This window comes from Vibrio sp. YIC-376 (assembly GCF_052353105.1).
Lineage (GTDB): Bacteria > Pseudomonadota > Gammaproteobacteria > Enterobacterales > Vibrionaceae > Vibrio.
In genome coordinates, this window is record NZ_JBBWFK010000020.1 from 1 (window position 1) to 26,343 (window position 26,343).

At 43.7% G+C, this 26,343-nt stretch carries 19 protein-coding genes; 7 read left to right on the plus strand and 12 right to left on the minus strand.

The genetic code is table 11. The features are described from left to right. From adhE to WJM94_RS22255, 4 genes are all read left to right on the plus strand, one after another. Window positions 1-2,655, plus strand: a 2,655-nt coding sequence (gene adhE / locus WJM94_RS22240; protein WP_444496355.1) for a bifunctional acetaldehyde-CoA/alcohol dehydrogenase, incomplete at its 5' end; no start/stop codon positions are given. A gap of 543 nt (window positions 2,656-3,198) precedes the next feature. Continuing rightward, entirely contained in the window at window positions 3,199-5,130 is a 1,932-nt protein-coding gene (gene iolD, locus WJM94_RS22245; RefSeq protein WP_444496356.1) for a 3D-(3,5/4)-trihydroxycyclohexane-1,2-dione acylhydrolase (decyclizing), read from the plus strand. Window positions 5,131-5,531: 401 nt separating this feature from the next. Further along, window positions 5,532-7,475, plus strand: a complete 1,944-nt coding sequence (locus WJM94_RS22250) for a bifunctional 5-dehydro-2-deoxygluconokinase/5-dehydro-2-deoxyphosphogluconate aldolase (RefSeq protein ID WP_444496400.1) — start codon at window positions 5,532-5,534, stop codon at window positions 7,473-7,475. A 113-nt stretch (window positions 7,476-7,588) separates the two neighbouring features. Further along, entirely contained in the window at window positions 7,589-8,329 is a 741-nt protein-coding gene (locus WJM94_RS22255; RefSeq protein WP_444496357.1) for a sulfite exporter TauE/SafE family protein, read from the plus strand. Window positions 8,330-8,406: 77 nt separating this feature from the next. Here the strand turns inward: WJM94_RS22255 and WJM94_RS22260 are convergent, their stop codons facing one another. Next, complete coding sequence (locus WJM94_RS22260; RefSeq protein WP_444496358.1) at window positions 8,407-9,747, minus strand: GntP family permease; 1,341 nt, start codon at window positions 9,745-9,747, stop codon at window positions 8,407-8,409. 457 nt (window positions 9,748-10,204) lie between these two features. Between WJM94_RS22260 and WJM94_RS22265 the strand changes: the two genes are divergently transcribed. Together WJM94_RS22265 and grxB are read left to right on the plus strand one after the other, a co-directional pair. Further along, window positions 10,205-11,047, plus strand: a complete 843-nt coding sequence (locus tag WJM94_RS22265) for a MurR/RpiR family transcriptional regulator (RefSeq protein WP_444496359.1) — start codon at window positions 10,205-10,207, stop codon at window positions 11,045-11,047. A 169-nt stretch (window positions 11,048-11,216) separates the two neighbouring features. After that, on the plus strand, window positions 11,217-11,867 hold the full coding sequence (gene grxB / locus WJM94_RS22270) for a glutaredoxin 2 (protein WP_444496360.1): 651 nt from the start codon (window positions 11,217-11,219) through the stop codon (window positions 11,865-11,867). A gap of 36 nt (window positions 11,868-11,903) precedes the next feature. On the opposite strand, the gene WJM94_RS22275 is transcribed toward grxB, so the two are convergent. The 3 genes from WJM94_RS22275 to WJM94_RS22285 form a co-directional block, all read right to left on the minus strand. After that, window positions 11,904-12,791: a DMT family transporter gene (locus WJM94_RS22275; RefSeq protein ID WP_444496361.1), complete on the minus strand. Its 888-nt coding sequence runs from the start codon at window positions 12,789-12,791 to the stop codon at window positions 11,904-11,906. Window positions 12,792-12,829: 38 nt separating this feature from the next. Then, window positions 12,830-13,681 (minus strand): MurR/RpiR family transcriptional regulator, encoded by an 852-nt coding sequence (locus tag WJM94_RS22280; RefSeq protein ID WP_444496362.1) that lies wholly within the window; start codon window positions 13,679-13,681, stop codon window positions 12,830-12,832. Window positions 13,682-14,200: 519 nt separating this feature from the next. Then, entirely contained in the window at window positions 14,201-14,797 is a 597-nt protein-coding gene (locus tag WJM94_RS22285) for a DJ-1/PfpI family protein (protein ID WP_444496363.1), read from the minus strand. Window positions 14,798-15,137: 340 nt separating this feature from the next. On the opposite strand from WJM94_RS22285, the gene WJM94_RS22290 reads away from it, so the two are divergent. After that, entirely contained in the window at window positions 15,138-15,551 is a 414-nt protein-coding gene (locus WJM94_RS22290; protein WP_444496364.1) for a VF530 family DNA-binding protein, read from the plus strand. Between the two features lie 232 nt (window positions 15,552-15,783). Here WJM94_RS22290 and WJM94_RS22295 read toward each other — a convergent pair whose 3' ends face one another. The 8 genes from WJM94_RS22295 to WJM94_RS22330 all read right to left on the minus strand — a co-directional run bounded on the left by WJM94_RS22295 (window position 15,784) and on the right by WJM94_RS22330 (window position 26,101). Continuing rightward, entirely contained in the window at window positions 15,784-16,749 is a 966-nt protein-coding gene (locus WJM94_RS22295) for a LysR family transcriptional regulator (protein WP_444496365.1), read from the minus strand. 99 nt (window positions 16,750-16,848) lie between these two features. Continuing rightward, entirely contained in the window at window positions 16,849-17,958 is a 1,110-nt protein-coding gene (locus tag WJM94_RS22300; protein WP_444496366.1) for an FAD-binding oxidoreductase, read from the minus strand. Between the two features lie 160 nt (window positions 17,959-18,118). Next, window positions 18,119-19,330 (minus strand): aromatic ring-hydroxylating oxygenase subunit alpha, encoded by a 1,212-nt coding sequence (locus WJM94_RS22305; protein WP_444496367.1) that lies wholly within the window; start codon window positions 19,328-19,330, stop codon window positions 18,119-18,121. A 529-nt stretch (window positions 19,331-19,859) separates the two neighbouring features. Beyond that, complete coding sequence (locus WJM94_RS22310) at window positions 19,860-20,849, minus strand: isopenicillin N synthase family dioxygenase (protein WP_444496368.1); 990 nt, start codon at window positions 20,847-20,849, stop codon at window positions 19,860-19,862. Window positions 20,850-20,971: 122 nt separating this feature from the next. Beyond that, window positions 20,972-21,976, minus strand: a complete 1,005-nt coding sequence (locus WJM94_RS22315; protein WP_444496369.1) for a GlxA family transcriptional regulator — start codon at window positions 21,974-21,976, stop codon at window positions 20,972-20,974. Between the two features lie 250 nt (window positions 21,977-22,226). After that, complete coding sequence (locus WJM94_RS22320) at window positions 22,227-23,576, minus strand: NAD(P)/FAD-dependent oxidoreductase (RefSeq protein WP_444496370.1); 1,350 nt, start codon at window positions 23,574-23,576, stop codon at window positions 22,227-22,229. A gap of 100 nt (window positions 23,577-23,676) precedes the next feature. Beyond that, window positions 23,677-25,176: an aldehyde dehydrogenase gene (locus WJM94_RS22325; protein ID WP_444496371.1), complete on the minus strand. Its 1,500-nt coding sequence runs from the start codon at window positions 25,174-25,176 to the stop codon at window positions 23,677-23,679. Between the two features lie 28 nt (window positions 25,177-25,204). Continuing rightward, the gene (locus tag WJM94_RS22330) at window positions 25,205-26,101 is read right to left on the minus strand and encodes a dihydrodipicolinate synthase family protein (protein ID WP_444496372.1); all 897 of its coding nucleotides are present in this window, start codon (window positions 26,099-26,101) and stop codon (window positions 25,205-25,207) included. Between the last annotated feature and the right edge of the window lie 242 nt (window positions 26,102-26,343).

Consider the following 26,343-nt stretch of genomic DNA (forward strand, 5'->3'; position numbering starts at 1 on the left):
CGCGTAAAAGCAGCACAAGCTGAATTTGCTACTTACTCTCAAGAGCAAGTAGACAAAATCTTCCGCGCAGCATCTCTAGCAGCTAACCAAGCTCGTATTCCTCTAGCGCAACAAGCGGTAGAAGAATCTGGCATGGGCATTGTTGAAGATAAAGTAATTAAGAACCACTTTGCTTCTGAGTACATCTACAACAAGTACAAAGACGAGAAAACTTGTGGCGTTCTAGAAGAAGACGAAAGCATGGGTACGATGACTATCGCAGAGCCTGTGGGCATCATCTGTGGTATCGTTCCAACCACGAACCCTACTTCAACTGCGATCTTTAAGTCTCTTATCTCACTTAAAACTCGTAACGGTATCATCTTCTCGCCACACCCACGTGCTAAAAACTCTACAAACGATGCAGCTAAACTTGTTCTGGACGCAGCAGTAGCAGCGGGTGCACCAAAAGACATCATCGGTTGGATTGACCAACCTTCAGTAGAACTTTCTAACGCGCTTATGAAGCACGAAGGTATTGCTCTTATCCTTGCGACTGGTGGTCCAGGCATGGTGAAAGCGGCTTACTCTTCTGGTAAACCAGCAATCGGTGTAGGTGCAGGGAACGTTCCGGTTGTTATCGACGAAACCGCAGACATCAAACGTGCAGTTGCTTCTGTACTGATGTCTAAAACTTTCGATAACGGCGTAGTGTGTGCTTCTGAGCAGGCTGTCATCGTTCATAAAGACGTTTACGACGAAGTTAAAGAGCGTTTTGCTTCTCACAAAGCTCACGTACTAAGCAAAGCTGACGCTGACAAAGTACGTAAAACTATCCTTATCGACGGTGCGCTAAACGCGAAAATCGTTGGCCAACCAGCTGCAGCTATCGCAGAAATGGCGGGTGTTAAAGTTCCAGCTGACACTAAAGTGCTTATCGGTGAAGGTCTGGGCAAAGTTGCATACGAAGACGAATTTGCACACGAGAAACTGTCTCCATGTCTAGGTATGTTCAAAGCAGACAGCTTTGAAGACGCTGTTGCTCAAGCGGTAACCATGGTTGAAATCGGTGGTATCGGTCATACGTCTGGTCTTTACACTAACCAAGACGTCAACGCAGATCGTATTCGTTACTTCGGTGACAAGATGAAGACGGCTCGTATCCTAATCAACATTCCGACTACTCACGGTGGTATCGGTGACCTTTACAACTTCAACGTTGCTCCTTCTCTAACGCTAGGTTGTGGTTCATGGGGTGGTAACTCTATCTCTGAGAACGTAGGTCCTAAACACCTAATCAACAAGAAAATTGTTGCTAAGCGAGCTGAAAACATGTTGTGGCATAAACTACCTAAGTCAATCTACTTCCGTCGTGGTAGCCTTCCAATCGCTCTGGGCGACCTAGAAGGTAAGAAACGTGCATTCCTGGTAACTGACCGTTTCCTATTCAACAACGGTTACGCTGACGAAGTAGTAAGCCTACTTAAAGCTCAAGGTATGGAAGTTCAGACTTTCTTTGATGTAGAAGCTGACCCAACACTATCTGTTGTTGAAAAAGGCGCAGCTCAAATGCAGAGCTACCAACCAGATGTGATCCTGGCTCTAGGTGGTGGTTCACCAATGGATGCTGCGAAGATCATGTGGGTAATGTACGAGCACCCAGAAACTCACTTCGAAGAACTGGCAATGCGCTTTATGGACATCCGTAAACGTATCTACAAGTTCCCTAAAATGGGTCAAAAAGCTGAGCTTGTATGTATCACTACGACTTCAGGTACGGGTTCAGAAGTTACGCCATTTGCGGTTGTTACAGACGACAAGACTGGTGCTAAATACCCACTGGCTGATTACGAGCTAACTCCTAACATGGCTATCGTTGATGCGAACCTTGTTATGAACATGCCTAAGTCTCTAACCGCATTCGGTGGTTACGATGCAGTGACTCACGCTCTGGAAGCTTACGTATCTGTTCTTGCGAACGAATACTCTGACGGTCAGGCTCTACAAGCACTTAAGATGCTAAAAGAATACCTACCATCAAGCTACGCGAATGGTGCTAACGACCCAATCGCTCGTGAGAAAGTACACAACGCGGCAACTATCGCTGGTGTAGCATTTGCGAACGCATTCCTGGGTGTATGTCACTCAATGGCTCACAAGATTGGTGCTGAGTTCCACATTCCACACGGTTTGGCTAACGCACTGCTTATCTCTAACGTTGTACGTTACAACGCGAACGATAACCCAACGAAACAAACTGCGTTCTCTCAATACGACCGTCCACAAGCACGCCGTCGTTACGCAGAAGTTGCTGACCACCTAGGCCTAAGCCAGGCTGGTGACCGTACCGCGCAGAAGATTGAACGTCTACTAGCATGGTTGGATGAGCTAAAAGTTAACCTGGACATCCCAATGTCTATCCAAGCTGCGGGGGTTAACGAAGCAGACTTTCTTAATAAGGTGGATCAGTTAGCGGTGGAGGCTTTTGATGATCAATGTACTGGTGCAAACCCACGTTACCCACTCATCGGAGAATTAAGAAAAATCCTATCGGACTCTTTTTATGGGCACGCCTATAGCGAGACAGGACCAGATAAACGCATCGATGACAAAGAGACTGAAACGAAAGTGACTAAGAGCAATGTAAAAACAACTGGCAAAGCTGCGATGGTATAACAGCTAGAATCCGCCTCCTCTGCCACAGAGGAGGCGGTGAACCTTTTTTGTCCCGTCGTTATCAAAGCAGCAGCTTTGTGACGCCTCCTCATCGTTCAAATACTTAACGCCACCACCAGCTCACTTCTATTAAACAAAATAGCCGTCGTCACAACCCACAGTTTTTGCGAAATTTTGGATGCTATAACCACCTTAAAGTATGCAGTTATCGATTTTTCACTACACCACGATCCGGGCAGACAGACTTCCGACATTACGCCAAAAAGGTAAAAACTTACTTTTCAAGCAAAAACATTTGATGAAATATTAATTTCATTAAAAATCAAAAAAAGTCTCATCCATCACACCATTATTTTGTTTTTAACGATTAAACACACCACAATCTAATCAGGATCACAAAAGCCAACAACATTTCAAAAAAACATTGCAATGAAATAAATGTTCCATAATATCTAAGTCATTAGATTTAATATGCTAGCAAGGCATCAGGTCATGGATTTCGTTTCACCTGCTGTCGACTAAATTATCTGGAGTAAAGTGGTTATGAACACGATTAGAATGACAACCGCACAAGCGCTGGTTAAGTTTATGAATCAACAATACGTGGAGTTCGATGGAACAGAACACAAGTTTATTCATGGCATCTTTACCATCTTCGGTCATGGCAACGTTGTTGGCCTAGGTCAAGCACTAGAAGAAAACGCTGGTTCACTAGAGGTATACCAAGGCTGTAACGAGCAAGGTATGGCTCATATCGCGATGGGTTATGCGAAACAGAATAAGCGCAAAAAAATCTATGCCGTTACCTCTTCTGTTGGTCCAGGTGCAGCAAACATGGTAACCGCAGCCGCGACAGCGACAGCAAACCGTATCCCAGTACTTTTCTTACCTGGAGATACTTACGCGACACGCCAACCAGATCCTGTTCTACAGCAGGTTGAGCAATACCATGATGCATCAATCAGCACTAACGATTGCTTCAAACCAGTCTCACGTTACTGGGATCGCATTACTCGTCCAGAGCAACTTATGTCTGCGATGGTTAACGCGATGCGTGTATTGACAGATCCTGCAGACACTGGCGCAGTCACAATTTGTCTGCCACAAGACGTGCAGGGTGAAGCTTACGACTTCCCAGAATATTTCTTCAAAAAACGCGTACACCGCATTGAACGTCGTCCGGCAACAAACCCAATGATTGATGACGCGGTTGCTCTAATTAAGAGTAAGAAGAAACCGATGCTTATTTGTGGTGGTGGCGTACGTTATTCAGAAGCACACGAGGCGTTTCGTCTATTCGCCGAGAAACACAACATTCCTTTCGGTGAGACTCAAGCAGGTAAGAGTGCGATTGTCCATGACCACGAACTCAACCTGGGTGGCGTAGGCACCACTGGTTGTCTTGCGGCTAACCGCATTGCGCGTGATACAGACTTAGTGATTGGTGTGGGTACTCGCTTTACCGATTTTACCACTTGCTCAAAATCACTATTTCAGAACCCAGATGTGGATTTCTTAACCATCAACGTGTCTGAGTTCGATGCGAGCAAATTAGATGCAACTTCCGTTGTCGCTGATGCCAAAATTGCTCTTGAAGCAATCGGTGAAAAGTTAGCTCAGCTTGGCTACGTGAGTGGCTACAGCAGCGAAATCAGTTCGGCGAAACAAGCTTGGGACAAGGAGCTAACCCGCTTATTTAATGTTCAAATCGGCGAAGGTTTCGTTCCGGAAATCGGCGGGCACTTTGATGACGATTTGGCGGAGTACCGTGAGGCGCTCAATACTGACTTAGCTCAGACTCGCGTATTAGGTTTGCTTGATGAACATCTTGAACCTGATGCCATCGTTGTCGGTGCAGCGGGCTCTCTTCCAGGTGATTTGCAACGTGTTTGGCGACCAAAACGTCCGGACACCTACCACATGGAGTATGGCTATTCATGCATGGGTTACGAAGTGGCCGCGTCGATTGGTGCAAAAATCGCGAATCCAGAGCAACCTGTTTACACCATGGTCGGTGACGGTTCGTACATGATGCTTCATTCAGAACTACAAACATCGATTCAAGAAGGCGTGAAAATCAACGTACTCTTGTTTGATAACGCAGCATTTGGCTGTATCAATAACTTGCAGATGAACCATAAAATGGGCAGCTTTGGTACTGAAAACCGCTTCAAAGACCCGAAAACCGGTAAGATGAACGGTGGATTAGTTCCAGTTGATTTTGCAAAAAATGCTGAGAGTTACGGCTGTAAAGCCTACCGAGTGCATACCGAAGAGGAGCTAATCGCCGCTCTAGCCGATGCTAAACTGCAAACCGTATCAACCTTGATTGATATAAAAGTACTACCTAAAACCATGACGAACGATTACGAGTCCTGGTGGCGATGTGGTACAGCTCAAGTCGCTGCAAAACCAGCGATTGAAGCTAAAGCGCAGGAAAACGCAGAGAAGTTGAAAAAAGCGCGCCAGTACTAAATTATCCAGAGCTCGGGATAGAATAACCCTCGAATGCTTCCATCCTGAGCTCTGGTTCCTTACTAGCAATACAATTTGAATACAGTTTCGAGCGATTGCCCGTCAGCAGTTTACTTGTTGCGGGCCTTTTTTATTTAGCCGAATAATAAAATGCAGCCATATGGTAACAAGCCATCTGCTCTAATCCGTTCCCCCACTTCAAGTGCACGAATCTACTTTTTCACTCTCCAATACCACTTGAAATTTATTTTCCATTTCCGATCACAAAATGAATCAAATTTCCCACTTTAAATTGAAAATGAAATAAATATTCCGTATAAAGGTTTTATTGAAACGTGAAACGCAAAAGGCCATGGCCTTAGCGCAGACACAAAAACTTTAGTATTGGAACCATCATTGTGATGACGGAAAGAGTTTACGCTCTTGAGGAGAAGATTGTGAGTATTGAGAAAAAGTTAGATGTGATTTGTATGGGCCGCATTGCGGTTGATCTATACGGTCAACAGATCGGCGCTCGTTTGGAAGACATGGGATCTTTTAATAAATACCTTGGTGGCTCATCAGGTAATGTGGCTTACGGCACAGCAGTACAAGGGTTGAAATCATCAATGCTTGCACGCGTTGGTGACGAGCACATGGGTCGTTTCCTGCGTGAAGAACTCGAGCGTGTTGGCTGTGATACTAGCCATTTGATCACAGATAAAGATCGTTTGACCGGACTGGTTATTCTGGGCATTAAAGACGAAGATACTTTCCCTCTGATCTTCTGCCGCGAAAACTGTGCTGACATGGCGATCAGCAAAGATGATTTTACTGAAGAGTACATCGCGTCTGCTCGCTGTCTGGCAATCACTGGTACTCACCTATCAAACCCAAAAACGCGTGAAGCCGTGCTTACCGCATTGAAATATGCTCGTCGCAATGGCGTAAAAACTGCCCTAGACATCGACTACCGTCCAGTGCTTTGGGGTCTGACTTCACTGGGTGATGGTGAAACTCGCTTTATCGAATCAGAAAAAGTTACTGCCGAGCTACAAGAAGTTCTGGGGCTGTTCGACGTTATCGTTGGTACAGAAGAAGAATTCCACATCTGTGGTGGATCGACTGATACTGTTGAAGCACTGAAAGCAGTGCGTAAAGTATCTAACGCCGATCTGGTTTGTAAGCGCGGTGCTCTGGGCTGTTCTGTCTACACGGACGCTATTCCAGAAACTCTGGACGAAGGTATCACAGTACACGGCGTTCGCGTTGATGTGCTTAACGTTCTTGGCGCTGGTGACGCATTCATGTCAGGTTTGCTACGTGGTTACCTAAGCGATGAAGGCTGGGAAAAAGCTTGTGCATACGCTAACGCATGTGGTGCGTTGGTAGTTTCTCGTCACGGCTGTGCTCCGGCAATGCCAACCAAATTAGAGCTTGATAATTACATCACTCGCGCTGCAGATGTGAAACGTCCTGACCTGGATGCGGAACTCAACCACCTGCACCGCGTAACCACGCGCAAAGCTCCTAAATGGGATGAGTTGTGTGTGATGGCATTCGACCACAGAAGCCAACTTGAAGACATGGCACGTGAAGCAGGCACGGATGCTTCACGTATCAAGACACTGAAAAAACTTATCTTTAAAGCAAGCCAGCAAGTTGCACAAGAAGCAAACTTAGCAGGTAAAGCAGGCCTACTGTGTGATAGCACATTCGGTCAGGATGTACTGAATGAAGTCACAGGCCAAGGTTGGTGGATTGGTCGTCCTATCGAGTTACCAGGTTCACGTCCGCTGCGCCTTGAGCACGGTAATATCGGTTCACAATTGATCGACTGGCCACTAGAGCACATTGTGAAATGTTTGGTGTTCTACAGCCCAGAAGACGAGCTAGAAATTCGCACAGAGCAAGAAGAACTGGTTGAAGAAGTATACAAAGCGTGCTGTAAATCTGGTCATGAGTTGCTACTGGAAGTCATCCTGCCTTCTGGTGTGACAAAAGAAGACCGATTATACATTCAGGCTTTAGAGCGTTTTTACGACTTGGGTATCAAGCCAGACTGGTGGAAACTGCCAGCTCTTGAGGCAGATAGCTGGGACAAAGTCAGCTCAGTAGTAACAGAGCGCGATGCATTCTGCCGTGGGGTAGTAATCCTTGGTCTGGATGCACCTCAGGAAGAACTGCAAAAAGGCTTTAATGCAACTGCGGGTAAAGAAATCGTTAAAGGCTTTGCTGTTGGCCGTACTCTATTTGGTGAGCCATCTCGTCAATGGCTGGCAAATAGCATCAACGATGAAACACTCATCGAAAATATCAAGCAGAACTACCACAACCTGATTTCTCTGTGGCGTCAGCGTGGTTAACCACAAAGTACAACGCAAGATAGGTATGGCGGCTATTATCTGTCGGGCTTAAATACCTACACGTTGCAACCCCAAAGCGCCCATATGGGCGCTTTTTACATGGAGCAAAGGAAATGATCATCACTGACCCTTGGTTTTACATCGTATCCGTACCGGCGGTCCTCATCTATGGCATTGGCAAAGGAGGGCTAGGTGGCGCATTAGGTGTCATTTCGGTACCACTGATGGCCTGGACCATCTCACCGACCCAAGCCGCTGCGATACTGCTCCCCATCTTATGTGTCATGGACTTCTTTGCCGTTAAGCACCACCGCCATTTTGCAGATGCTCAGGTAATAAAACGGATGTTGCCGGCATCTGCCCTTGGCGTTGGCCTGGCAGCGTTATATTTAGGTAACATGACAGAGTCCAGTGTGAAACTGATTGTCGGGCTGCTGTCGGTACTTTTCTTCTTTATGCATCTGTTTCAGCGCAAGCAACCAAAACCAGGAGGAACGCTTTCGGCCTGGTTCTGGAGTACATTATGTGGTTTTTCCAGTACAGCTATTCATGCCGGTGGTGGTCCTGCCAGTCTTTACCTGCTCCCTCTACGGCTCGAAAAAAACACTTTAATCGCGACGATGGCTGTCCTGTTTGCCATTATTAATCTATTTAAACTGGTGCCATTTACCTTACTTGGCACCTTCGACAGCACCAACTTGCTGACCTCTTTGGTTCTCATGCCATTGGCACCAATAGGCGTAAAAATCGGAGTTTGGTTACTGGATAAAGTACCTCAGCAGACGATCTACCAACTGTGTTATGGCTTCCTGCTCTTATCTGGAACCAAATTACTCCTTGAAGGGATAAGCTGAGACCTCATATTACAAAGCGAAATGACAAAGGGAGCCGTTTGGCTCCCTTTTATAGTATTGGCGAGAAATAAAGAGAATTAACTCACCCCCATCAAGCCCAGTATGATAATAGCGATAACCGATGCAGCTGGTGCTGCGCACGTAGCGATAAATACTGGCATATAACTTTCACGGTAAGTGCACTGTGAAACTGCCAGTACCGTAATGACTAACCCTGAATGTGGTAACGTATCGAGCAAACTACATCCAAATAGCACCAAACGATGAATCAGACCGTGATCAATTTGGTGTTCAGCAGCCAAACGTAGGAAGTCATCCCCAAAGACTTCCATTATGATCCCAGTACCGCCAGATACTGAGCCCACCACACCTGCCAACAGAGCAGAGGTGACAGTGATGGTAAATAACTTTGTCCCTGGGATCGCAAGTAGAAAACCTTTTATCAGGGCGAATGCTGACAAACTCTGGATAACATTACCGTAGCCAACCTGAACCGCCGTATTAAAGATTGCCAGCAATGAATCTACAGCTCCTTTTGAAAGCGTGTGTAATGTCGATTGCAAATAACGGCGCATCATGTAAATACTGACGACTAAAGAGGCACTGATCGACAGAGTAATTGGCCATATCCCTTTAACACCACCATATGGCGCGTAGTACTCTATAACCTCTGGGCGAGAGAAATACTGAGTGAGTAAAAAGTTGCCGACTATAACCATAAGGATCGGAAAAAATGAAGTAAATACACTCGGTAGTTCTGCGCTCTCTGCCCTTTCACTTTCAAAAGGATACCCTTCCCCATTACTCTTCGCTTTGGCAATCGCTCGGTTCAAATACAAGTTCGCAATCAGAACCCATATTACGACAGCAATAATGCCAGGAATAATCGCAGCATAAATGGTCGTTCCTAACACCGGAATTGGAATGGTATTCGAAAACTGAGCAGATCCTGGTGCCACATAAGCAGGCATGGCTCCGGCAAGAATAGCGGCAGGAATAAAGCGTCTCGGCAAGTTAGCCATTGCAAACAAGTTCTGTGCTACAGGAAAAGCAGCAAAGATAACAACGTATACCGCAACACCGCCGTAAACCAGCAGGAAAGAGGCGAAAATCACTGCCAAACAAGCCCGGGACTCTCCCATATAGGCGGAGATAGAGTTAGCGACGGTTTTCGCAGCACCAGAAGCGTTCATCACCACACCAAATATCGCCCCAACCAAAAAGACAGGGTAGTAAGCTTGAACAAAGTGCGCACTTCCCTCCATCAGTGGGCCAGTCCAAGCGGTTAGTATCGGCATATCATCACTGAAACTGACAGCAAGCATTGCCATTAAAGGTGAAACAACCAATACAGAAAAACCGCGATAAATCATCACTATAAGTAGTATCAGTGACAGAATAATACCTAAGAGCTCCATTCTAGACTCCATGAAAATGTAATGACTCTCCTATACCGCTAAAACCTAGACGCATAGAAAGAGGTAGATTGATAGAGAACAAGCAGGTGCAAACACTCATTGCCCGGTCAGTGCTTCCTGCGCTGTAGACACACTTACATTCTATTTCATTTAATTTAAAATATGAAACGTTTATTTCAATAAGAGAGCATCGAATTAGATTTAAGCTTCAGTTAGTCGAAAGCCAGCCAGGCATCTTCTGTCACAGAGCTTATCTAAAAGGTAATGATTTTAGCGATACAAGGTTTTAGGAGGCTCATTAGATGTAAATGAGGTATAGATCGAATTTGGAAAAGATTGCGATAGTTACTACACAAATAGCAACACTTGGAGATGTTACGGCTATATGAAAGATTTCACTTTTAAGTTAAAATGAAACGCTTAAAGCAAGTCGCAGAATGAATTAATGGAGAACGTAATGTCAGCCCCAAACACACTGAGTGAATTGCAAGACCAAATAAGAAACCGCTACGGCGATTTAAGTAAACGTCTTCAACAAGTTGCAGCATATGTACTCGACAATAAAAGCAGTGTCGCATTCGAGACTGTTTCTGTTATTGCAGAGCAAGCTGATGTTCCTCCATCGACGTTAATTCGTTTTGCTAGCGCTTTTGGTTATAGCGGCTTTAACGAGATGAAACAGCTATTTCGTACTAATTTACTTGAAGAGACATCCAGCTATACCGATCGAGTTAAACTATCAAAAAGCATGGATACCGATGAAGAGCCACCTGAACGCCCTATCGATATTCTGCAAGCCTTCGCGCGAGCTAACACCACGGCTATTCAACAACTATCTAGTCAGATCGATGAAGAAAGCCTTAATAAGGCAGTAAAACTCCTCTCTGAAGCTGATAACATTTACGTAATAGGCCTTGGACGCTCATTTAGTATTTCCTCGTACTTAACATACGCATTCCGTCACTTGAACAAACGCGCATTCCTGATTGATGGGCTTGGTGGAATGTTCAAAGAACAGATAAACATGGTTCGAGAGAATGATGTAGTGGTGGCGATCAGTTTTTATCCATACGCACAAGACACCACAGACGTAAGTGATGCTCTAGCGAATACAGGCACGAAACAGATCATTCTTACCGACAGTCAGATTAGCCCGCTTGCAGCTTTTAGCGATGTTTGCTTTGTTGTGAAAGAAGGCAAAGTAGATGCATTCCGTTCTCAGGTAGCGTCACTATGTCTGGCTCAAACGTTAGCGGTGTCACTGGCTTTCCAGGAAAGTGACAAAAATACTCCTGCATAGCCTTACATCGATTCAGGGCGTATTAAGTTGCGCCCAGCGTTCCCCTCTTCTCTTTTGAATTTGTTTTTGACCGCCCACACAAATAAACAAAAACAATGAAATAATAATTTCATTTTAATCTACAATTGAATGTTAGTTCCCTAAAATATTTTCAATAGGTAAGAGAGATATGAAGTTATTTGTTTTTGAACATTGCCCATTCTGCATCAAGGCGATGATGCTCGCGAATCTAAAAAACATGCCTGTCGAGTTCGTGTACTTACAAAATCACGATGTTGATGCACGCATCGAAAAAGTCGGTGCGAATATGGTTCCCATCCTCGAGAAAGAAGACGGCACCTACATGGCAGAAAGCCTCGATATTGTGAAATATTTGGATGAATGGGATGGCAAACCTGTATTATCAGAGGCTATACATCAAGCCGATATTGAGCACTACAATCAGGCTGTGAAAAGTGTTGAAGGCTCACTTGTTCACCCACGTTGGATGGAAATCACTTTACCTGAATTTGGTAGCGCAGAGGCCAAAGCTTGGTTTACCACCAACAAGTCAAAAATGATTGGCATGTCATTCGACCAGGCAATAGCACAGAGTGCTGAGTTTTTAGTTCAGCTAAACCAATCTCTACAAACTCTTGATTGGTTGACGCTACCTTCAAGTCGGGGCAATGTACTCAGTTACGATGATATTAACTTCTACCCGACCCTGAGAAACCTTACCGTAATTAAAGACGTGAAGTTCCCAACAAACGTGCGTCGCTATATTGATGAAGTGACGAAACTAACCAAAATCCCACTTTATGATCACGTCGCAGTCTAACTAACTCAGCGCCCGTTAACACGGGCGCTGATAAAGTTAAAAAGCGCGTAGTTTCTTTACTTTCACCTGCACTAAGTCCCAACATCGATAGACCATCAACGCTGTTAGAATAAGCACGATACCCAGAATTTTATTGGTCGACATCACTTCATTTAGCCACAGAACACTGATTAGCACTGTCCATAAAGGCTCTAATGTCATCAGTAATGCCGCATTCGTTGCATTGGTACCACTTTGCCCTTTAATTTGAATAAAGAAGCGTAGGCATGTCGCCGGAATGACACTAGCGGCAAACCATCCTAACGTACTGATACTGATTGAGGTTGGCCAAGATTCTATACAGGCAGAAAAAAGAATCGCCAATAGGCCGCCGGTAAAGAACTGAACACAGGTGAGATACAGAACTGGAATAGTTTGAGAATAATGGCTGTTACAAATGAAGTGTAAGGCAACAAAGGCCGCAGAAATAAAAAAGAACAGCTCACCCGTAGACATTGAGAAACTCCCCGAGAGAGAGAGAAAATACAGTCCCGCGCTGACAAACGGAAGAGAGCACCAAAAAGAGCGTGTTGGCCGCTGTTTAAACAGCATCCACCCCCAAATAGGTACAAATAGCATAGAAAGGCTCATAATAAACGCGCCTACGCCCAGTTCATCACTGACTGATACGGCATAAATCCACAGAGAGAGAGACAAACCTTGCAACAGCCCTATCCACCCCGCATTAAAAAACTGCTTGCGCGCGCCACGAGCCAGTTGCTTAAGACCGAATGGCGCGATAACCACAGCGGCACAGACAAACCGAAAACCAATAAATGCGAGAGGCGGAAGTTCAGCAACTGCCTGCTTAGAAAATAGCCACCCTAATCCCGCTAATATGGTGGCAGAAAACAGATACAGTTCCGCTTTTTTATTTGAATTCATTACCGCCTCTTTGTAATCAAAAGCCCAGCCACACTCAGCTAAATATTCTGAATGTCGACCTGTGTCTCTTCAGTTGTATTGTAAATAAGAGCAACCACTAGTGACTGAATCAAACATTGGGTTGCAGATAAAGTTCGATACTTATCTAACTGCGACTCTTTAATGACAAAGCAGGCATCACTGTTGGTCGCTATGGGACTCACCTGGCTGTCGGTTATGGTAATCTTTGGTACTTTTTTTTCCGCAACGACTTCACTAACCATCACCGATTCATCAGAGTATGGTTCACTGCCGATGATAACTACGACATCCCCTCCATGGATGGTCTGCATTTGCTGTAAGTAAATTGCACCCAAACCGTCAACAAGAAAGACTCGTCGATCGATACGTCTGAGTGCATATACTAAATATGAGGCCATACCGAAGCTTTGTCCGAAGCCAACCACATAAATACTGTTCGCTTCGTTCAGTAACTTTACGGCAGATTGCAACGTACTGTGTTCCACTTGAACGTTTAAGTCTTCGAGTGAGTTGATGTTTGCCTTGGCTAACTGAGCAAGAATATTGACTGGCGCTTCAGCATTCTGGTCTTTATCCAACCCCGTTGATAAACTGGCAATTGGAGTATAACTATCTGTCTGCTCTGCTAAATTAACCCGAAATACTTTCTTGATATCATTAAATCCGCGATAGTGAAATGCATGAGCAAATCGCGTTAAGGTTGACGGCGGAACATCGGCATTACGCGCAATCTCTGATACCGAGTCAAAAGCGATACTTTGTGGTTTTTCAATAACATACTTTGCAACCTGCTGAAGTCGCTGACTTAAATCATCATACTTTATGTAAATGTCCCTTTGCAGATCTGTCACGTTCGTTGCTGCAATCATACCCCCTCCCTGGAATAAGCTTTGTTTTACCGAAAAGACAACAGTTGCCACTAAAACTTAACCCTGCTAGAAAAACTCATTGTCGAAGAAAGCATCACGATTGACACACAAAGATGATGAGACAATCTTAATTCAGTTTCAGAAACAACTTATTGGAAATTTTATTTCAATTTAAACTAAAAATGAAATATTAGTCAACAAAAATGACTGACAGCTATGAATGAGAGAAGTAACCATTGGGTTCAACAGACGCGATTGACTTTTGATTCGTCTAAGCCAGAGCAAAATATCAAGGGTGTGACCAAAGAGGGATAATGTTTGGTGTGGCAAACCAGTATTAAGAGGATGTGTATGGACTTTAGCACTAACTGATTAATGGGCAGATTAGTGCCAACTTTAAAAACAAACTGACACCATTTTAAAAATTAAGCGGCTATTGGCCTTTTTTAAGGTGCATTGCCACGACCACCACCAGAAGGGTTCCCAGTTGTACTTGGCCCAGCTTTGTCGCTCGATTGTTTACAAATAAGAACCAACAACAGACATGCAGCGCTCCACAGTAGTGTCCTTCTCCCCAACCGGCGCTACATAATGGATTGCAGCCTCAGCTTGATTTCGACCCGCCAATTTCCAGATAACCCAAGCAGCCAGATATTGAGATGAAAGGCATCCTCCTGAAGTTGCTACATTTCTATTTGCGTAAAATGGTTGTTCAAGAACTTCGACTCCTAGTTCTTGAACCCATGGTTTAGTCGTTAAATCAGTACATGCTGGCGTATCATTTAGCAAATCTAGTTTTGACAACAGTAAAGTTCCAGAACACTGGGCTCCTATTAACTGAGTGTTTGGATCCAAGGATAAGCGTGACAAAATTCTCTGATCTTTCGCTACGTCTCTTGTTAGGATGCCGCTACCAAAAAGCACTGCATCAGCCTTATTGGCAAATTCTAATGGTTGTTGAGCAGCAACTCTTACTCCATTCATTGATGTCACGAAATCTGTTGGGCAAGTGATCTGAACATTCCAATCCTGATCCTTCATTCGGTTTAAAATCCCTAGCGCAATGAACGAATCTAATTCATTAAACCCTTCAAATGTTAATATCGCTATATCCATATAGTCCTCTCTAATTACAGTACATTTTGAATGAAAGCTTCTACTTTGCTTTAGGTTATATCTTGCTCACTGCAACTATGCAAACAGGCACTCATTAATAACTTTTAAGTTTCTGAACATGGACCGTACTTTACAACCTAAACAACAATCGGCGGTCTGTCGCAGATAAAATTCGCAGTTAGAATACTGCTTTCAACTAAACTATTTCAGATTAGGGAAAGAAGACTAACTCTGCTAGAATCCGCACCCTTCCTATCTTCATGACACAATACGACCGTCTGTTGAGAGCGGAAACCACACACCCAACTACCTAGGCTAGTTAGATACTTAGGAAATCGTTATGATGACTGATGAAGAAAGAATTGAATTACAAAAAAATAACCCATTACACGGTCTTAAGTTGGAAACAATGCTGCAAGAACTCGTGGATTTCTATGGTTGGGATATTCTAGATACCGCTATGCGTTTTAACTGCTTTCATACCAAACCATCGGTTGCGAGTAGCGTTAAGTATTTAAAGAAAACCGATTGGGCGAGAGAAAAGCTAGAAAACTTTTACCTATACCGCTTTAAGCGTATGCCTCGTGCTTCTAGTGAAGAGTATGACCTGCCTCCCCGCGCTCGTACATTCCCGCATGGTCTGAAGCCGAAAGAGCCGATGGAATTAACGGTTGACTCAATTTTGAAATCACAAGCTAAAGCGGCATCTGCTCATAAAGAGCGCTCATCACGTAATCGTAATTTTCGCCGTTAATGCCATTGACGAACTCGGCAAATTAGAAAATAGCCATGCAACGCTATCGATGCATGGCTAATGTTGCCTACCGCTTAAGAACTATGCCTCACTGTCTTTACGCTTGGGTTCAACGCCACGGCCCCAGCTCCTCCCAAAAGCACATAGCGACCTAGGTGGTGACGAATATTTAAACGAAGGAAACACGTCAAGTTCCAAAGGGTAACATTAGCAACCTATGGGTATTTTAAGGTTAGATTACTGATGTTTGTTCTTTTTTCAGAGTATTTAAAAGCCAGTTTTTAAACTTGCTGAAGCTCTCGTTCTGAGATTTTGTTTCATCGAAAACAATATAATGGCATTTCTCGCGAAACGTCACTTCTGTATTGCCGAATCTAACCAGCTCACCCTTTTCAACCATTTCGTGTACCAGATGATGCCAGCCTAAACAGATACCTTGACCATTTAAAGCCATTTGAATGAGTGAGTTATAATCATTCGAAGTGACTTGATAGCCCTTCTCACTCAACTGTTCGAATCCAGATTCGGCAAGCCAGATTCCCCAGTCCACATGCTCCGCCAACTGAGATCTCCCGTAAGGACTAAGGTTAAGTAAATATCTGGCTTGTAAATCTTCTTCATTCTGAAGATCGCAATGTCTACTAATAAATTCGGGAGAACAGACAGGATAGACAACATCATAAAACAAAGGGATCGCTGTATATCCGTCCCGAATGGCACTTGTTTTACTGATATACACATCTGGGTGTATGCCCGGTTCTAAATTTAAAAAGTTATTCGTAGTAATCACATTGACATTTATCTCGGGATGATTGAGATAAAAATCGAAAAGGCGGGATGATAACCACAACGCCGAAAATGCAGGAGAGCAGCATACCGTGATATCTAAACGCTGTTTCTCATGCTGCTCAATTCTGTTTGCGGCTTGCGCAATATTAATAAAAGAAAGGTAAGCAGCATCATAAAAGATACTGCCAGCTTCGGTCAGCTTAACAGTACGGCCAACCCTGTGAAACAATTTGACACCCAGCTGGGATTCCAACTCACGGATCTGACGGCTAATAGCCGTCTGAGTCACACACAACGAATCGGCAGCCATAGTAAAACTTTGGTATTTCGCCGCTACAACAAACGCTTTTACTGCCCGTAGTGACGGCATTTTCATCAAAATTCTGTCAGGTTCTATCTGTTTGGCCATTCAAATATATCCAATCCTTTGATTTATCAGTGCAACATTAGCCAACATAAGTTGAGCCACCACTGGAGATACTTCAGCTCTCGTGTGGTGATCTAAGGTCTATAGTTCTATTTCAATGTTCCCCTTGATCGTGGTGCAACAAGATAAAACATACCCTTGTTCAATTTCTTCGTCGGTGATACCGCCGTTGTGAGTCATTTCGTATTCACCATCCGTCACTTTTATGCGGCAAGCTCCGCATATACCTAAACCACAAGCTTTAGGTATAGTGACGCCGGCTTCAGCTGCGGCTTCATTAATTGTGGTATTCAACTCGACTGAGCAAATAATGTCAGATTCAGGAATACGCAGTTCAACTAAAGCTTTAGGTAACGCATCTTCTTTTTCAGCCTGATCCGCATGTTTTTCTGCTTCTTTCACATCATCAACAGGTGTTGAACCGAAGGATTCCTCATGGTAGTGCTTCATGTTAAACCCAAGATCGCACAATATTCCGCGAACTGCCTTCATATATGGCTCAGGACCACAGCAGAAAATCTCTCGCTCCATAAAATCAGGAGAAATCAGCCTGAGCATATGATGATTTAAATAACCACGATATCCTCCCCAACTTTCACCAACATCCGTACCTTCACAGACAATATGTAGTTTAAAGTTCTCGATGCGGGTCGACATATAATCCAGCTCTTTAGCAAAAATTATATCTTTTGGTGTACGTGCACTATGAGCAAAAACCATATCAACATCAGAATCGGTATTAAACCACCAGCGAGCCATAGACATGACTGGTGTGATACCGACCCCACCAGATAAAAGAAGCACTTTATCGGAAGGAAAATCTAAACAGTTAAACTGACCAACAGGACCATGAATAGCAATTTGCTCTCCGACTACCAGGTTATCGTGCAGCCAGTTCGACACTCGCCCACCCGGTACTCGCTTGACCGTAATAGAGAGTGTATAAGGGATCGATGGAGAACTGGATATGGTATATGAGCGCATCACGCGTTCGCCATCAATATCCAGTTCCAGAGTGACAAACTGGCCGGGTTTAAAGAAAAAGAACACCGGCTGATTCATACTGAACGCAAATGTTGTGACGTCATGCGTTTCCGGAATAACTTTAACGCATCGAACTAAGTGCCTTCCGTTGCTCCATGTCTGAATCTCCATTGGATTCATGAAATCAGATGTATTAAATGCGTTCACACTGTTCTCCTCATCGACAATCATCCTACTGTCGTTGTACCTAACTGCTAAGTTGGTAATTTCACCGTCAGGTTTACTATTATATAAACCAGTGAGCCATCATCCTTTCACTGGTTGTTACTCTGTGTTTCTTCTATGAATTGCAATAGATAATCTATGATTAATCCTGATTCAAACGACCTTTCATTGTTTCGCAATACCAGTCAACGAACTGACAAACGCCATTTTCTGCAATATCTGAGAAAGGGCCCGGAATATAAGCAGGTGAACTAAGCCCCTTATAAGTCTCTTCAACCAGTTGACGGTCCTGATCATTGGTTGCTAGCCAGACCTTGGTTAAGTCGTCGATATCGTAATCAACGCCTTCTACTGCATCTTTTGGTACTAACCATTTCGTTGTCACCAGCGTTTCTCCGGTGCTCATAGGTAAAACACGGAAACTTAGCGCATGGTCACCCAGAAAGTGGTTCCAGTTTGAGGGATATAGGAAATAAAGCAGAGCACCAATGTTTTCGACGTCTGTCTTATCTAAACGACGATTCACAGCCGGTTTACCAGACATGGTATAACTTGAAGCTTTCGCTGAAAGCGGAATACGAGTCATACGGTACTGACCTTTTTCGTCCATAACCAAGCGACTCGGGAGTCCCGCACGTTCACATTTATCCCAATGCTCTTCCAGTTCTGGATCTTCACCAGCACCAATACCAGCAACCGATAAGTTTTCAACAAACGAATTTAGCAATTCGGGATGGTTTCCGTCACAGTGGAAACACTCGCGATTGTTTTCGAAAACGATCTTCCAGTTGCCTTTTTCTATTAAGTTAGACTCATAGGCAACCTTACAATCTTCAAGATTATGCGGATCTGTAAATGGAGACATATCCTGACGGAATTGCTCAAAATCCGGGGCTTCATCAGCAACACAAATATAGATATAGCTGTTTACTAATTCGCAGTGTACCGGAGTCAGTCCATTATCTGCGGCATTAAATTGTTCGCCCATATTACCGGCATAAAGCAGTTTGCCATCCAAGCCGAAAGTCCATTTGTGGTAAGGACACACAAGCTTCGCGTTCTTTCCTTTGGAATTTTGGCAAAGACGAGAGCCACGATGACGGCACACATTATGAAATGCACGGACTTCACCTTTTTCATCACGAACCACAATAACCGGATATTGACCAACCTGAAGAGTAAAATATTCACCAGGCTTATTAATCTCAAAAGTATGTCCAGCAAATATCCATTCTTTATACCAGATTAATTCAAGATCTTGTTGATAGACATCCTCACTAATATATAACTCTCGATCAACTCCATATCTTGGCTTACGTTGATTTATCAGCTCAAACGTTTTTAATTTGCTCATTATATATTACTCCCTGTGTATGGTGCCTGAACTATCAATTATTTTCCTTAATAGATAGCTATGAATTTCATTTCGTTTATTTAATAACAATTAAGTTCATTTTGGATGTACAAGGTACTTATACATATCAAAATATGTACTTAACACAATTACCCACTAACAAATAAATGTTGTATTTTTGTTGATTGTGATTAACATTCACCGAACAAACAAACGACTTTTTCGCTGGGTATACATGAGTTTTTGTCATCCAAAAACCCGTTATACTCACAACCTCAAAATAATATTAACAACATGATTTATATAAACTTTATATCCAGTTGAACATGTGGCGTCATTTTAAGTAGGATTCATTACCTCCCCCCGAAGACAGGTTGAACGTAAAGAATACAAATTAGAGTAAATGAATGGCTATAAGATCACATCAAACCGACAAGTTTCTTTATATAAAAATTGAGTTAAAATAAAAAGGCGACCTCTTGGGTCGCCTTTTTACTAGCCATAAAACAATAATAAAATTTGCTTTTAATTAAGCAGCGTCAATATTTTTTAGATGTGAATAACTATCTACAAAACGTTTAAACTTGTGTTGTCCACATGTATAGTTAGTATATTTGGATGGGTTATCTTCACTAACACAGGTTGGAACCGCTTCAACCACAGCATCAAAATCCATATCGATAAAAAATGGCAGAGAGTAACGTTGTACACCACTGGTATTGATTACTCGGTGAAATGTCGAAATATAACGATCATTAGTCAGTGTCTGGACCAAATCTCCGATATTAACAATGAATGCATCCTCTACTGGTGGGGCGCTCACCCACTCACCAGCACAGTTACGAACCTGTAAACCACCAACCATGTCCTGAGAAAGAATGGTTAAAAATCCATAATCAGTGTGTGCACCGATACCAATCTCTTCCTGATAAACCTGACCTTCTTGCGGCGGGTAATGCAATAGACGCTGAATGGTAATTGGCTTGGTTTGGTTCTTCGCGAAATAATCCATAGGAAGGCCAAGACTCAATGCAATACCACCAATCAGTTTTTGAGCCAGTGCTAACATAGCACTATGGTATTCTTCACATACTTTATTAAACTCTGGGAAGTTTTCCGGCATCTGATTCGGACCAAAGAAAGGGGATACCTGTTCCTCATGTAATCCAAAATCGAAAGCTTCTTTAACATCGCGAGTGTTTTCTGGGTCTACGTTTTCACCGTAGAACGGAATATATCCACGTAAAGTCTCACCAGAATTCGCAACATCAAGAGTACTTTTATCTTCTAGTGGCAAATCAAAAAATTGCTTTGTCATCTGATACATACGTTGTACCAACTCGGAATCTACGCCATGATTTTTAACATAGAAAAAGCCAACGTTCTCACACACATGACCAATTTTGTCAGCAACGACCTGTGGGTCACTGCCATCAATTAATGATGCAATATCAATAAGAGGAATTTCGTTAAATGAAGTTTGCTTGCTAGACAAACGAATATCGGATAACTGACTCATTTTTAATGTCCTTATTTAAATGACCCTGGTAGTTATCTCATTCTGCACATTGCACTACGGCTTTTATATAACAAATACGAAATTATTTGGTAGTTTTAATTAAACAATAACAATACATACATTTAACCATCGAGCCGACGTAACTGACTCGGGGACATAGAATAAAACTCGCGGAATCGTTTTGTGAAATAACTTTGAGAAGTAAAACCTGTCGCCTGAGAAATCGTTGATAACGGTAATCGTGTTTCTTCAATCATTTTTTTTGCAGTGTCTAATCGCAACTTCAAATAATAATTAACTGGCGTCATGTTTTGGTGAGTCTTAAATGCATGTTCAAGCGTCCGTGTCGTGGTTCCCACTTTTTCAGCTACTTTCTGAATACTATAAGGATGCTCAATGTTACGTTCCATAACTTCTACGGCAGCACCAAGACACGGAGATAACATCCGTAACTCCAAATAGCGACGACTGTTCTGCATGTCTTCTGATGAGCGAATACTGTCATGGCAAAATTTTTGTGACACTACTTTCGCCAGATCAGCACCATGATCTTTCCCAATGATATACAGCATCATATCCAGCGTTGTCATGCCACCAGCACAGGTATAAATATTACCATTGACCGTATATATGTTTTCCTGAATACCGATATGCGGATACAACTCTTTAAATGATGGGACCTGGTCACGGAACAAAGTACAGGTCTGATCGTTGAGTAATCCAGCTTTCGCCAGGATAAAACTGGCACCGGAAAGTGCCGCAATTTGCGCACCTGATTTACGAAACGCCCGCAACTTAGCAAATAGCTCGGCATTATCGTAGGTAGAAGCCCCTTTATAGGCACAGACAACCACATGACTGCACTCTTTACACTGGCTAAAATGCCCTTCTACTTCGACTGATACCTGATTCGAACTGATTACATGACGTTTTTCAGTAGAGGTGTCACCACTATATAAGTGGTAATCGTATTGAATACCGTTAAATTCATTTGCAACGCTCAACGCTTCTAAAGCAAGTGCGAACGACGTAAATGCAAAGCCCGGCATAAGAATAAAGCAGACACGTCGCGTTGAATCATCCTTTTCAAAAGCATCCATAGAGTACATACCAATTTGGAGCGCCATAAATGAATTTAGCAAAGAAACATTGACGCTAGTTGATGAAAGGCGCCAAACAGGACAAGCTTTCTCTTCTCTGTCTTGATATTTCGCTAATTGTTATAAAAGTTCAACAACAAAAAATCAAATCCACCAATGCTATGATGGCGTAGCCAGCATTCGAGAACGTTAACAGTAAGTGCTGTACCGCTTGGCTCCCCCCAAATACGGACCTTTCGGACAGGACGTAACGCCGCTTATTGGTCTTATCGAACAGTTATAACTCGATACCTGCCTGCCATTCTTTCCAACGCATCGTTGCCGTGGCACCCATGGTTAAAAATGGCTCTGGTGGCAGTTTTTTAGGCTGTTCGTGTTGCAAAAATTCGGCGAGAGTATCCGAGCTTTGTGATACGGCCATTTCAGCCGCCATCATCCCAGATAAAGTACCTTTCACCGTCCCCAGACCATTTTGACACGCGGCAGCATAGACACGTTGTTCAACTTCCCCGAATGCCGGAACCGAGTTCCAGGACAAACACAGTCTTCCGCCCCAGCGGTATTCCATATCAACCCCTTCTAACATTGGAAATCTATGTTTAAACGAACGGTCTTGTAACTGTTTCGCTCTTCTCATGTCCCCACTCGAAGTAACGATTGATTGGTTTAACGTCGCCTGATTACGAATGATGATGCGATCACCACTGCCTTTATAATCAGAGATTCTGCGAACGGTGGTTCCCATAGGATCAGCCGGAAGGATCCCCCAATCGGAAACACCACCTAAACGGTTAATCTCCTGAGTAGTGAGCTTGCGTGTCATTGATGCATAGGTAAAAACGTGCAGCAACTGACGAGGGAAAAATCCAAATGATTGAATATGCCCATTGACGGCAAGAATCACACGCTTCGCTTTCACTTTACCTTTTGGTGTTTGCAAAACATGAACATCACCTAACGACATGCTAATCACTGGACTATTTTCATAAATATCCACTTTCCCCTGTAATGCGGCTGCACTGTTACGAATAAAAGCGGCAGGTTGAATCATTACAGCGCCAGGGGTAAATAGTCCTTGCTGATAAAAATCACTCCCGGTCCAATCTTTCATATGCGATGCGCTCAAGAGTTCACTCTTTTCGTTAAGCGTATCAAGATGGTTGCGGTACGAATCAAGATGCTTGATCCCTTTTTCGGTACAAGCTGCCGTGACTTTTCCGCACGGGTCAAAGATTTTCTTATCAAATTCATATTCAGCGGCAAGATCTTTAGCAAACTGAATCGCGGTACGATTAAGTCTGATTTGTCGTTGATCAGCCTGCATACCGCCAGAGTATGTTTCAGAATTTAGATCATGGGGTAAATCAATCATGAAGCCGCTATTTCGCCCCGCAGGCCCGTGGGCAAGTTGATTTGCTTCCAACACCGCAATGCGTTCTTCGCTTCCAACTAACTGAGTCAGACGACGAGCTGCAGCAAGACCAGAAAAACCACCACCGACAATCACCCAGTCATACGTACAATCTTTTTCAACTGCCGGATAAGAAACCTGCTTGCCTAGAATGGCATTCCATGCAGCCTCTCCAGTGTCTTTTGGCAATTTTTTTACTTTGATATGTGTTTGCATACGTCCGCCTTCCCTACTCGCATGCCTGAACAATACGCGGTTTACTCAGTGACTGCTCATTCACAGTCACTGATACCGCAACGTTAGATAGTTAACCCGATTACAGGTCGTGGGTTAAATCAACCCAGATAGTTTTCAGTTCTGTGTACTGGTCATGGGCATGAATAGAGTTATCACGTCCGCCAAATCCAGACTGTTTATAACCACCAAACGGGGTCGTGATATCACCTTCACCAAAACAGTTAACCGTTACTGTTCCCGCTTTAATCGCGCGAGCCGCACGTAGCGCTTGGCCGCTGTTCGAAGTAAATACTGATGCCGCAAGACCATAACTGGTTTCGTTCGCAACATTCAAAGCTTCTTCAACACTATCGACGGTAATAACAGCTAAGACTGGGCCGAAAATTTCTTCCTGAGCGATTTGATCCTGATTACTTACACCATCAAAAATCGTTGGCTCAATATATATCCCGTCATAACTGCTGCCACCAGCAACCACGGTGTATCCCTTCTGCTTACCCAGCTCCAGATAACTGATGACTTTGTCGAACTGACGTTTATCAATCATTGCGCCTAATTGATTATCAGGATTCAGTGGGTCGCCCATTTTCCATGATTTAAGCGTGGTAAGAATGTGTCCCATTAATTCTTCTTTCACACCAGACTGAACGATAAGTCGCGATGCTGCCGAGCAGTTTTCACCCATGTTCCAGAATGCTGCTGAACACACGTGTTCTGCCACTTTTTCCAGATTCGATGCGTCATTAAGAACTACGCAAGGGTTCTTACCACCCAGTTCTAACACAACTTTCTTCAGGTTAGATTCGGACGAATATTGAAGGAAACGACGGCCCGTTACCGTTGAACCCGTGAAGGTAACCATATCCACATCAGGATGGCGGCCTAAAGGTTCACCTACTTCTGCACCGCCACCAGTAACGACACTGAAGACACCATCAGGAATACCAGCTTGAGATGCAAGATCTGCGATACGCAAAGCGGTCAGTGATGTCTGCTCTGCAGGTTTAACGATTACTGAACAGCCAGCAGCCAGTGCTGGTGCAATTTTCCATGCCAACATCAGCATAGGAAAGTTCCACGGTAAGACAGCACCTACCACACCAATCGGTTCACGAACCACCATTGCCATCGCATCACTACCGACCGGCGCTGATTGATCATAAATTTTATCGATAGATTCGGCGTGCCAGTTCAGCGTATTGACAAATTCAGGCACATCGATAGTGACACAATCCTGAATAGGCTTCCCTGAATCAATGCTTTCCATAACGGCAAGTTGATTAGCTTCGCCAGATACCAGCTCACCAAATTTTTTTAGAATATCTTTGCGTTCAGCTGGATGAAGGCCGTTCCATGTTCCTTCATCAAAAGCACGACGTGCTGCTGCAACGGCTCTATTTACATCTTCTTTATTGCACGCTGCAACCTGTGCGATAACTTGACCAGTCGCCGGATTAACTGTTGCGTAAGTGTCACCTGATGCTGCGTCACAAAAGCGTCCGTCAATAAAGCTTTGTGTTGGGACATTCAGTGTTTCTGCAATCGACTGATAGTCCTGATAGCTAAGTAGTGCTGACATATTCACTCTCCCTTGATGTCATCATGAATTACAGTGCGGCAATAGCACTCTTCAATGTATCTATCACATCGACCATTTGTCGTTTTTCATCCTCGCTCAAACCTAACAGTGGCTTGCGAACTTCGCCGGCAAATCGACCATCAATCTCTACACCCTGCTTAACACACTGAATAAATTTTCCGCCCTGTTCCAGTACACTCATTAACGGCATCATCGCTGCCATGATTTTGCGTCCTTTCTCAAAATCCTGTTCAACGACACACGCTTGATAAAGCGCTAAGTGTTCTTTAGGTAAAAAGTTCGAACCCGCACAAACCCAGCTCTGACAACCCCAGGCAAAGAATTCCAACGCTTGGTCATCCATGCCACAGGACACTTGCAGATCAGGGTAATCGGCAACCAGCATATGTAGACGGTTGATATCACCTGAACTTTCTTTGATAGAAACAAAATTAGAAGACTGAGACATCACCGCATCAAAAAACGTCTTCTCCATATTGACGCCCATACGATCCGGGTAGTTGTAAAGCATGACAGGTAAGTTTGCCGCTTTATCGATGTTCAATGCATGTTCGACCAGCTCTTCCTGAGTTGGTAAAGAATAAGGAGGTGTCGCCACTAAAATAGCATCAGCACCATATTCAGCAGCAGCCTGAGCTAGTTTGATTGATTCTTCAGGGTTAACTGACCCTGTACCGAACACAACCTGAACACCTTCTGTTGCCTGCTCTTTAGCTAATTGCAGTAATTTAACGCGTTCGTCATGAGATTCGACATAGTACTCACCCGTCGTACCTCCGATGACTAGCCCTTGAACTCCAGCATCTACCAAATATTTAACATGAGTAACATATGCATCAAAATCAATGCTGCCATCTTTTTTAAATGGTGTAATAACCGGTGTGTAGATCCCTCTAAATTCCATGATTTCCGCCTTAGTTGATATGGATGAATCAGGTCAATTTCCGACTTGACCTCGTAAACAAACATTAACCAAACCGTAACAAGTCAACAAACGACGTTTTTAACAGAGAATAGATAACCTGAGGTTATGGATTAAAAAATTGGGAGACTGACGACTACAGCCAAACAAAAGAGTGGATGAAACGATATCGTGGTGTAGCGAGTATTCGTATATTTCAACGCGTTTCGCGCTTCTTTACCCAA

Coding starts and splice junctions, on each gene's coding strand:
- iolD (WP_444496356.1), top strand. CDS start 3,199: ATGAACACGATTAGAATGACAACCGCACAAGCGCTGGTTAAGTTTATG.
- WJM94_RS22250 (WP_444496400.1), top strand. CDS start 5,532: ATGACGGAAAGAGTTTACGCTCTTGAGGAGAAGATTGTGAGTATTGAG.
- WJM94_RS22260 (WP_444496358.1), bottom strand. CDS start 9,747: ATGGAGCTCTTAGGTATTATTCTGTCACTGATACTACTTATAGTGATG.
- WJM94_RS22290 (WP_444496364.1), top strand. CDS start 15,138: ATGATGACTGATGAAGAAAGAATTGAATTACAAAAAAATAACCCATTA.
- WJM94_RS22325 (WP_444496371.1), bottom strand. CDS start 25,176: ATGTCAGCACTACTTAGCTATCAGGACTATCAGTCGATTGCAGAAACA.
- WJM94_RS22315 (WP_444496369.1), bottom strand. CDS start 21,976: ATGGCGCTCCAAATTGGTATGTACTCTATGGATGCTTTTGAAAAGGAT.
- WJM94_RS22330 (WP_444496372.1), bottom strand. CDS start 26,101: ATGGAATTTAGAGGGATCTACACACCGGTTATTACACCATTTAAAAAA.
- WJM94_RS22310 (WP_444496368.1), bottom strand. CDS start 20,849: ATGAGTCAGTTATCCGATATTCGTTTGTCTAGCAAGCAAACTTCATTT.
- WJM94_RS22285 (WP_444496363.1), bottom strand. CDS start 14,797: ATGGATATAGCGATATTAACATTTGAAGGGTTTAATGAATTAGATTCG.
- WJM94_RS22305 (WP_444496367.1), bottom strand. CDS start 19,330: ATGAGCAAATTAAAAACGTTTGAGCTGATAAATCAACGTAAGCCAAGA.
- WJM94_RS22320 (WP_444496370.1), bottom strand. CDS start 23,576: ATGCAAACACATATCAAAGTAAAAAAATTGCCAAAAGACACTGGAGAG.
- WJM94_RS22295 (WP_444496365.1), bottom strand. CDS start 16,749: ATGGCCAAACAGATAGAACCTGACAGAATTTTGATGAAAATGCCGTCA.
- WJM94_RS22275 (WP_444496361.1), bottom strand. CDS start 12,791: ATGAATTCAAATAAAAAAGCGGAACTGTATCTGTTTTCTGCCACCATA.
- WJM94_RS22280 (WP_444496362.1), bottom strand. CDS start 13,681: ATGATTGCAGCAACGAACGTGACAGATCTGCAAAGGGACATTTACATA.
- WJM94_RS22265 (WP_444496359.1), top strand. CDS start 10,205: ATGTCAGCCCCAAACACACTGAGTGAATTGCAAGACCAAATAAGAAAC.
- grxB (WP_444496360.1), top strand. CDS start 11,217: ATGAAGTTATTTGTTTTTGAACATTGCCCATTCTGCATCAAGGCGATG.
- WJM94_RS22255 (WP_444496357.1), top strand. CDS start 7,589: ATGATCATCACTGACCCTTGGTTTTACATCGTATCCGTACCGGCGGTC.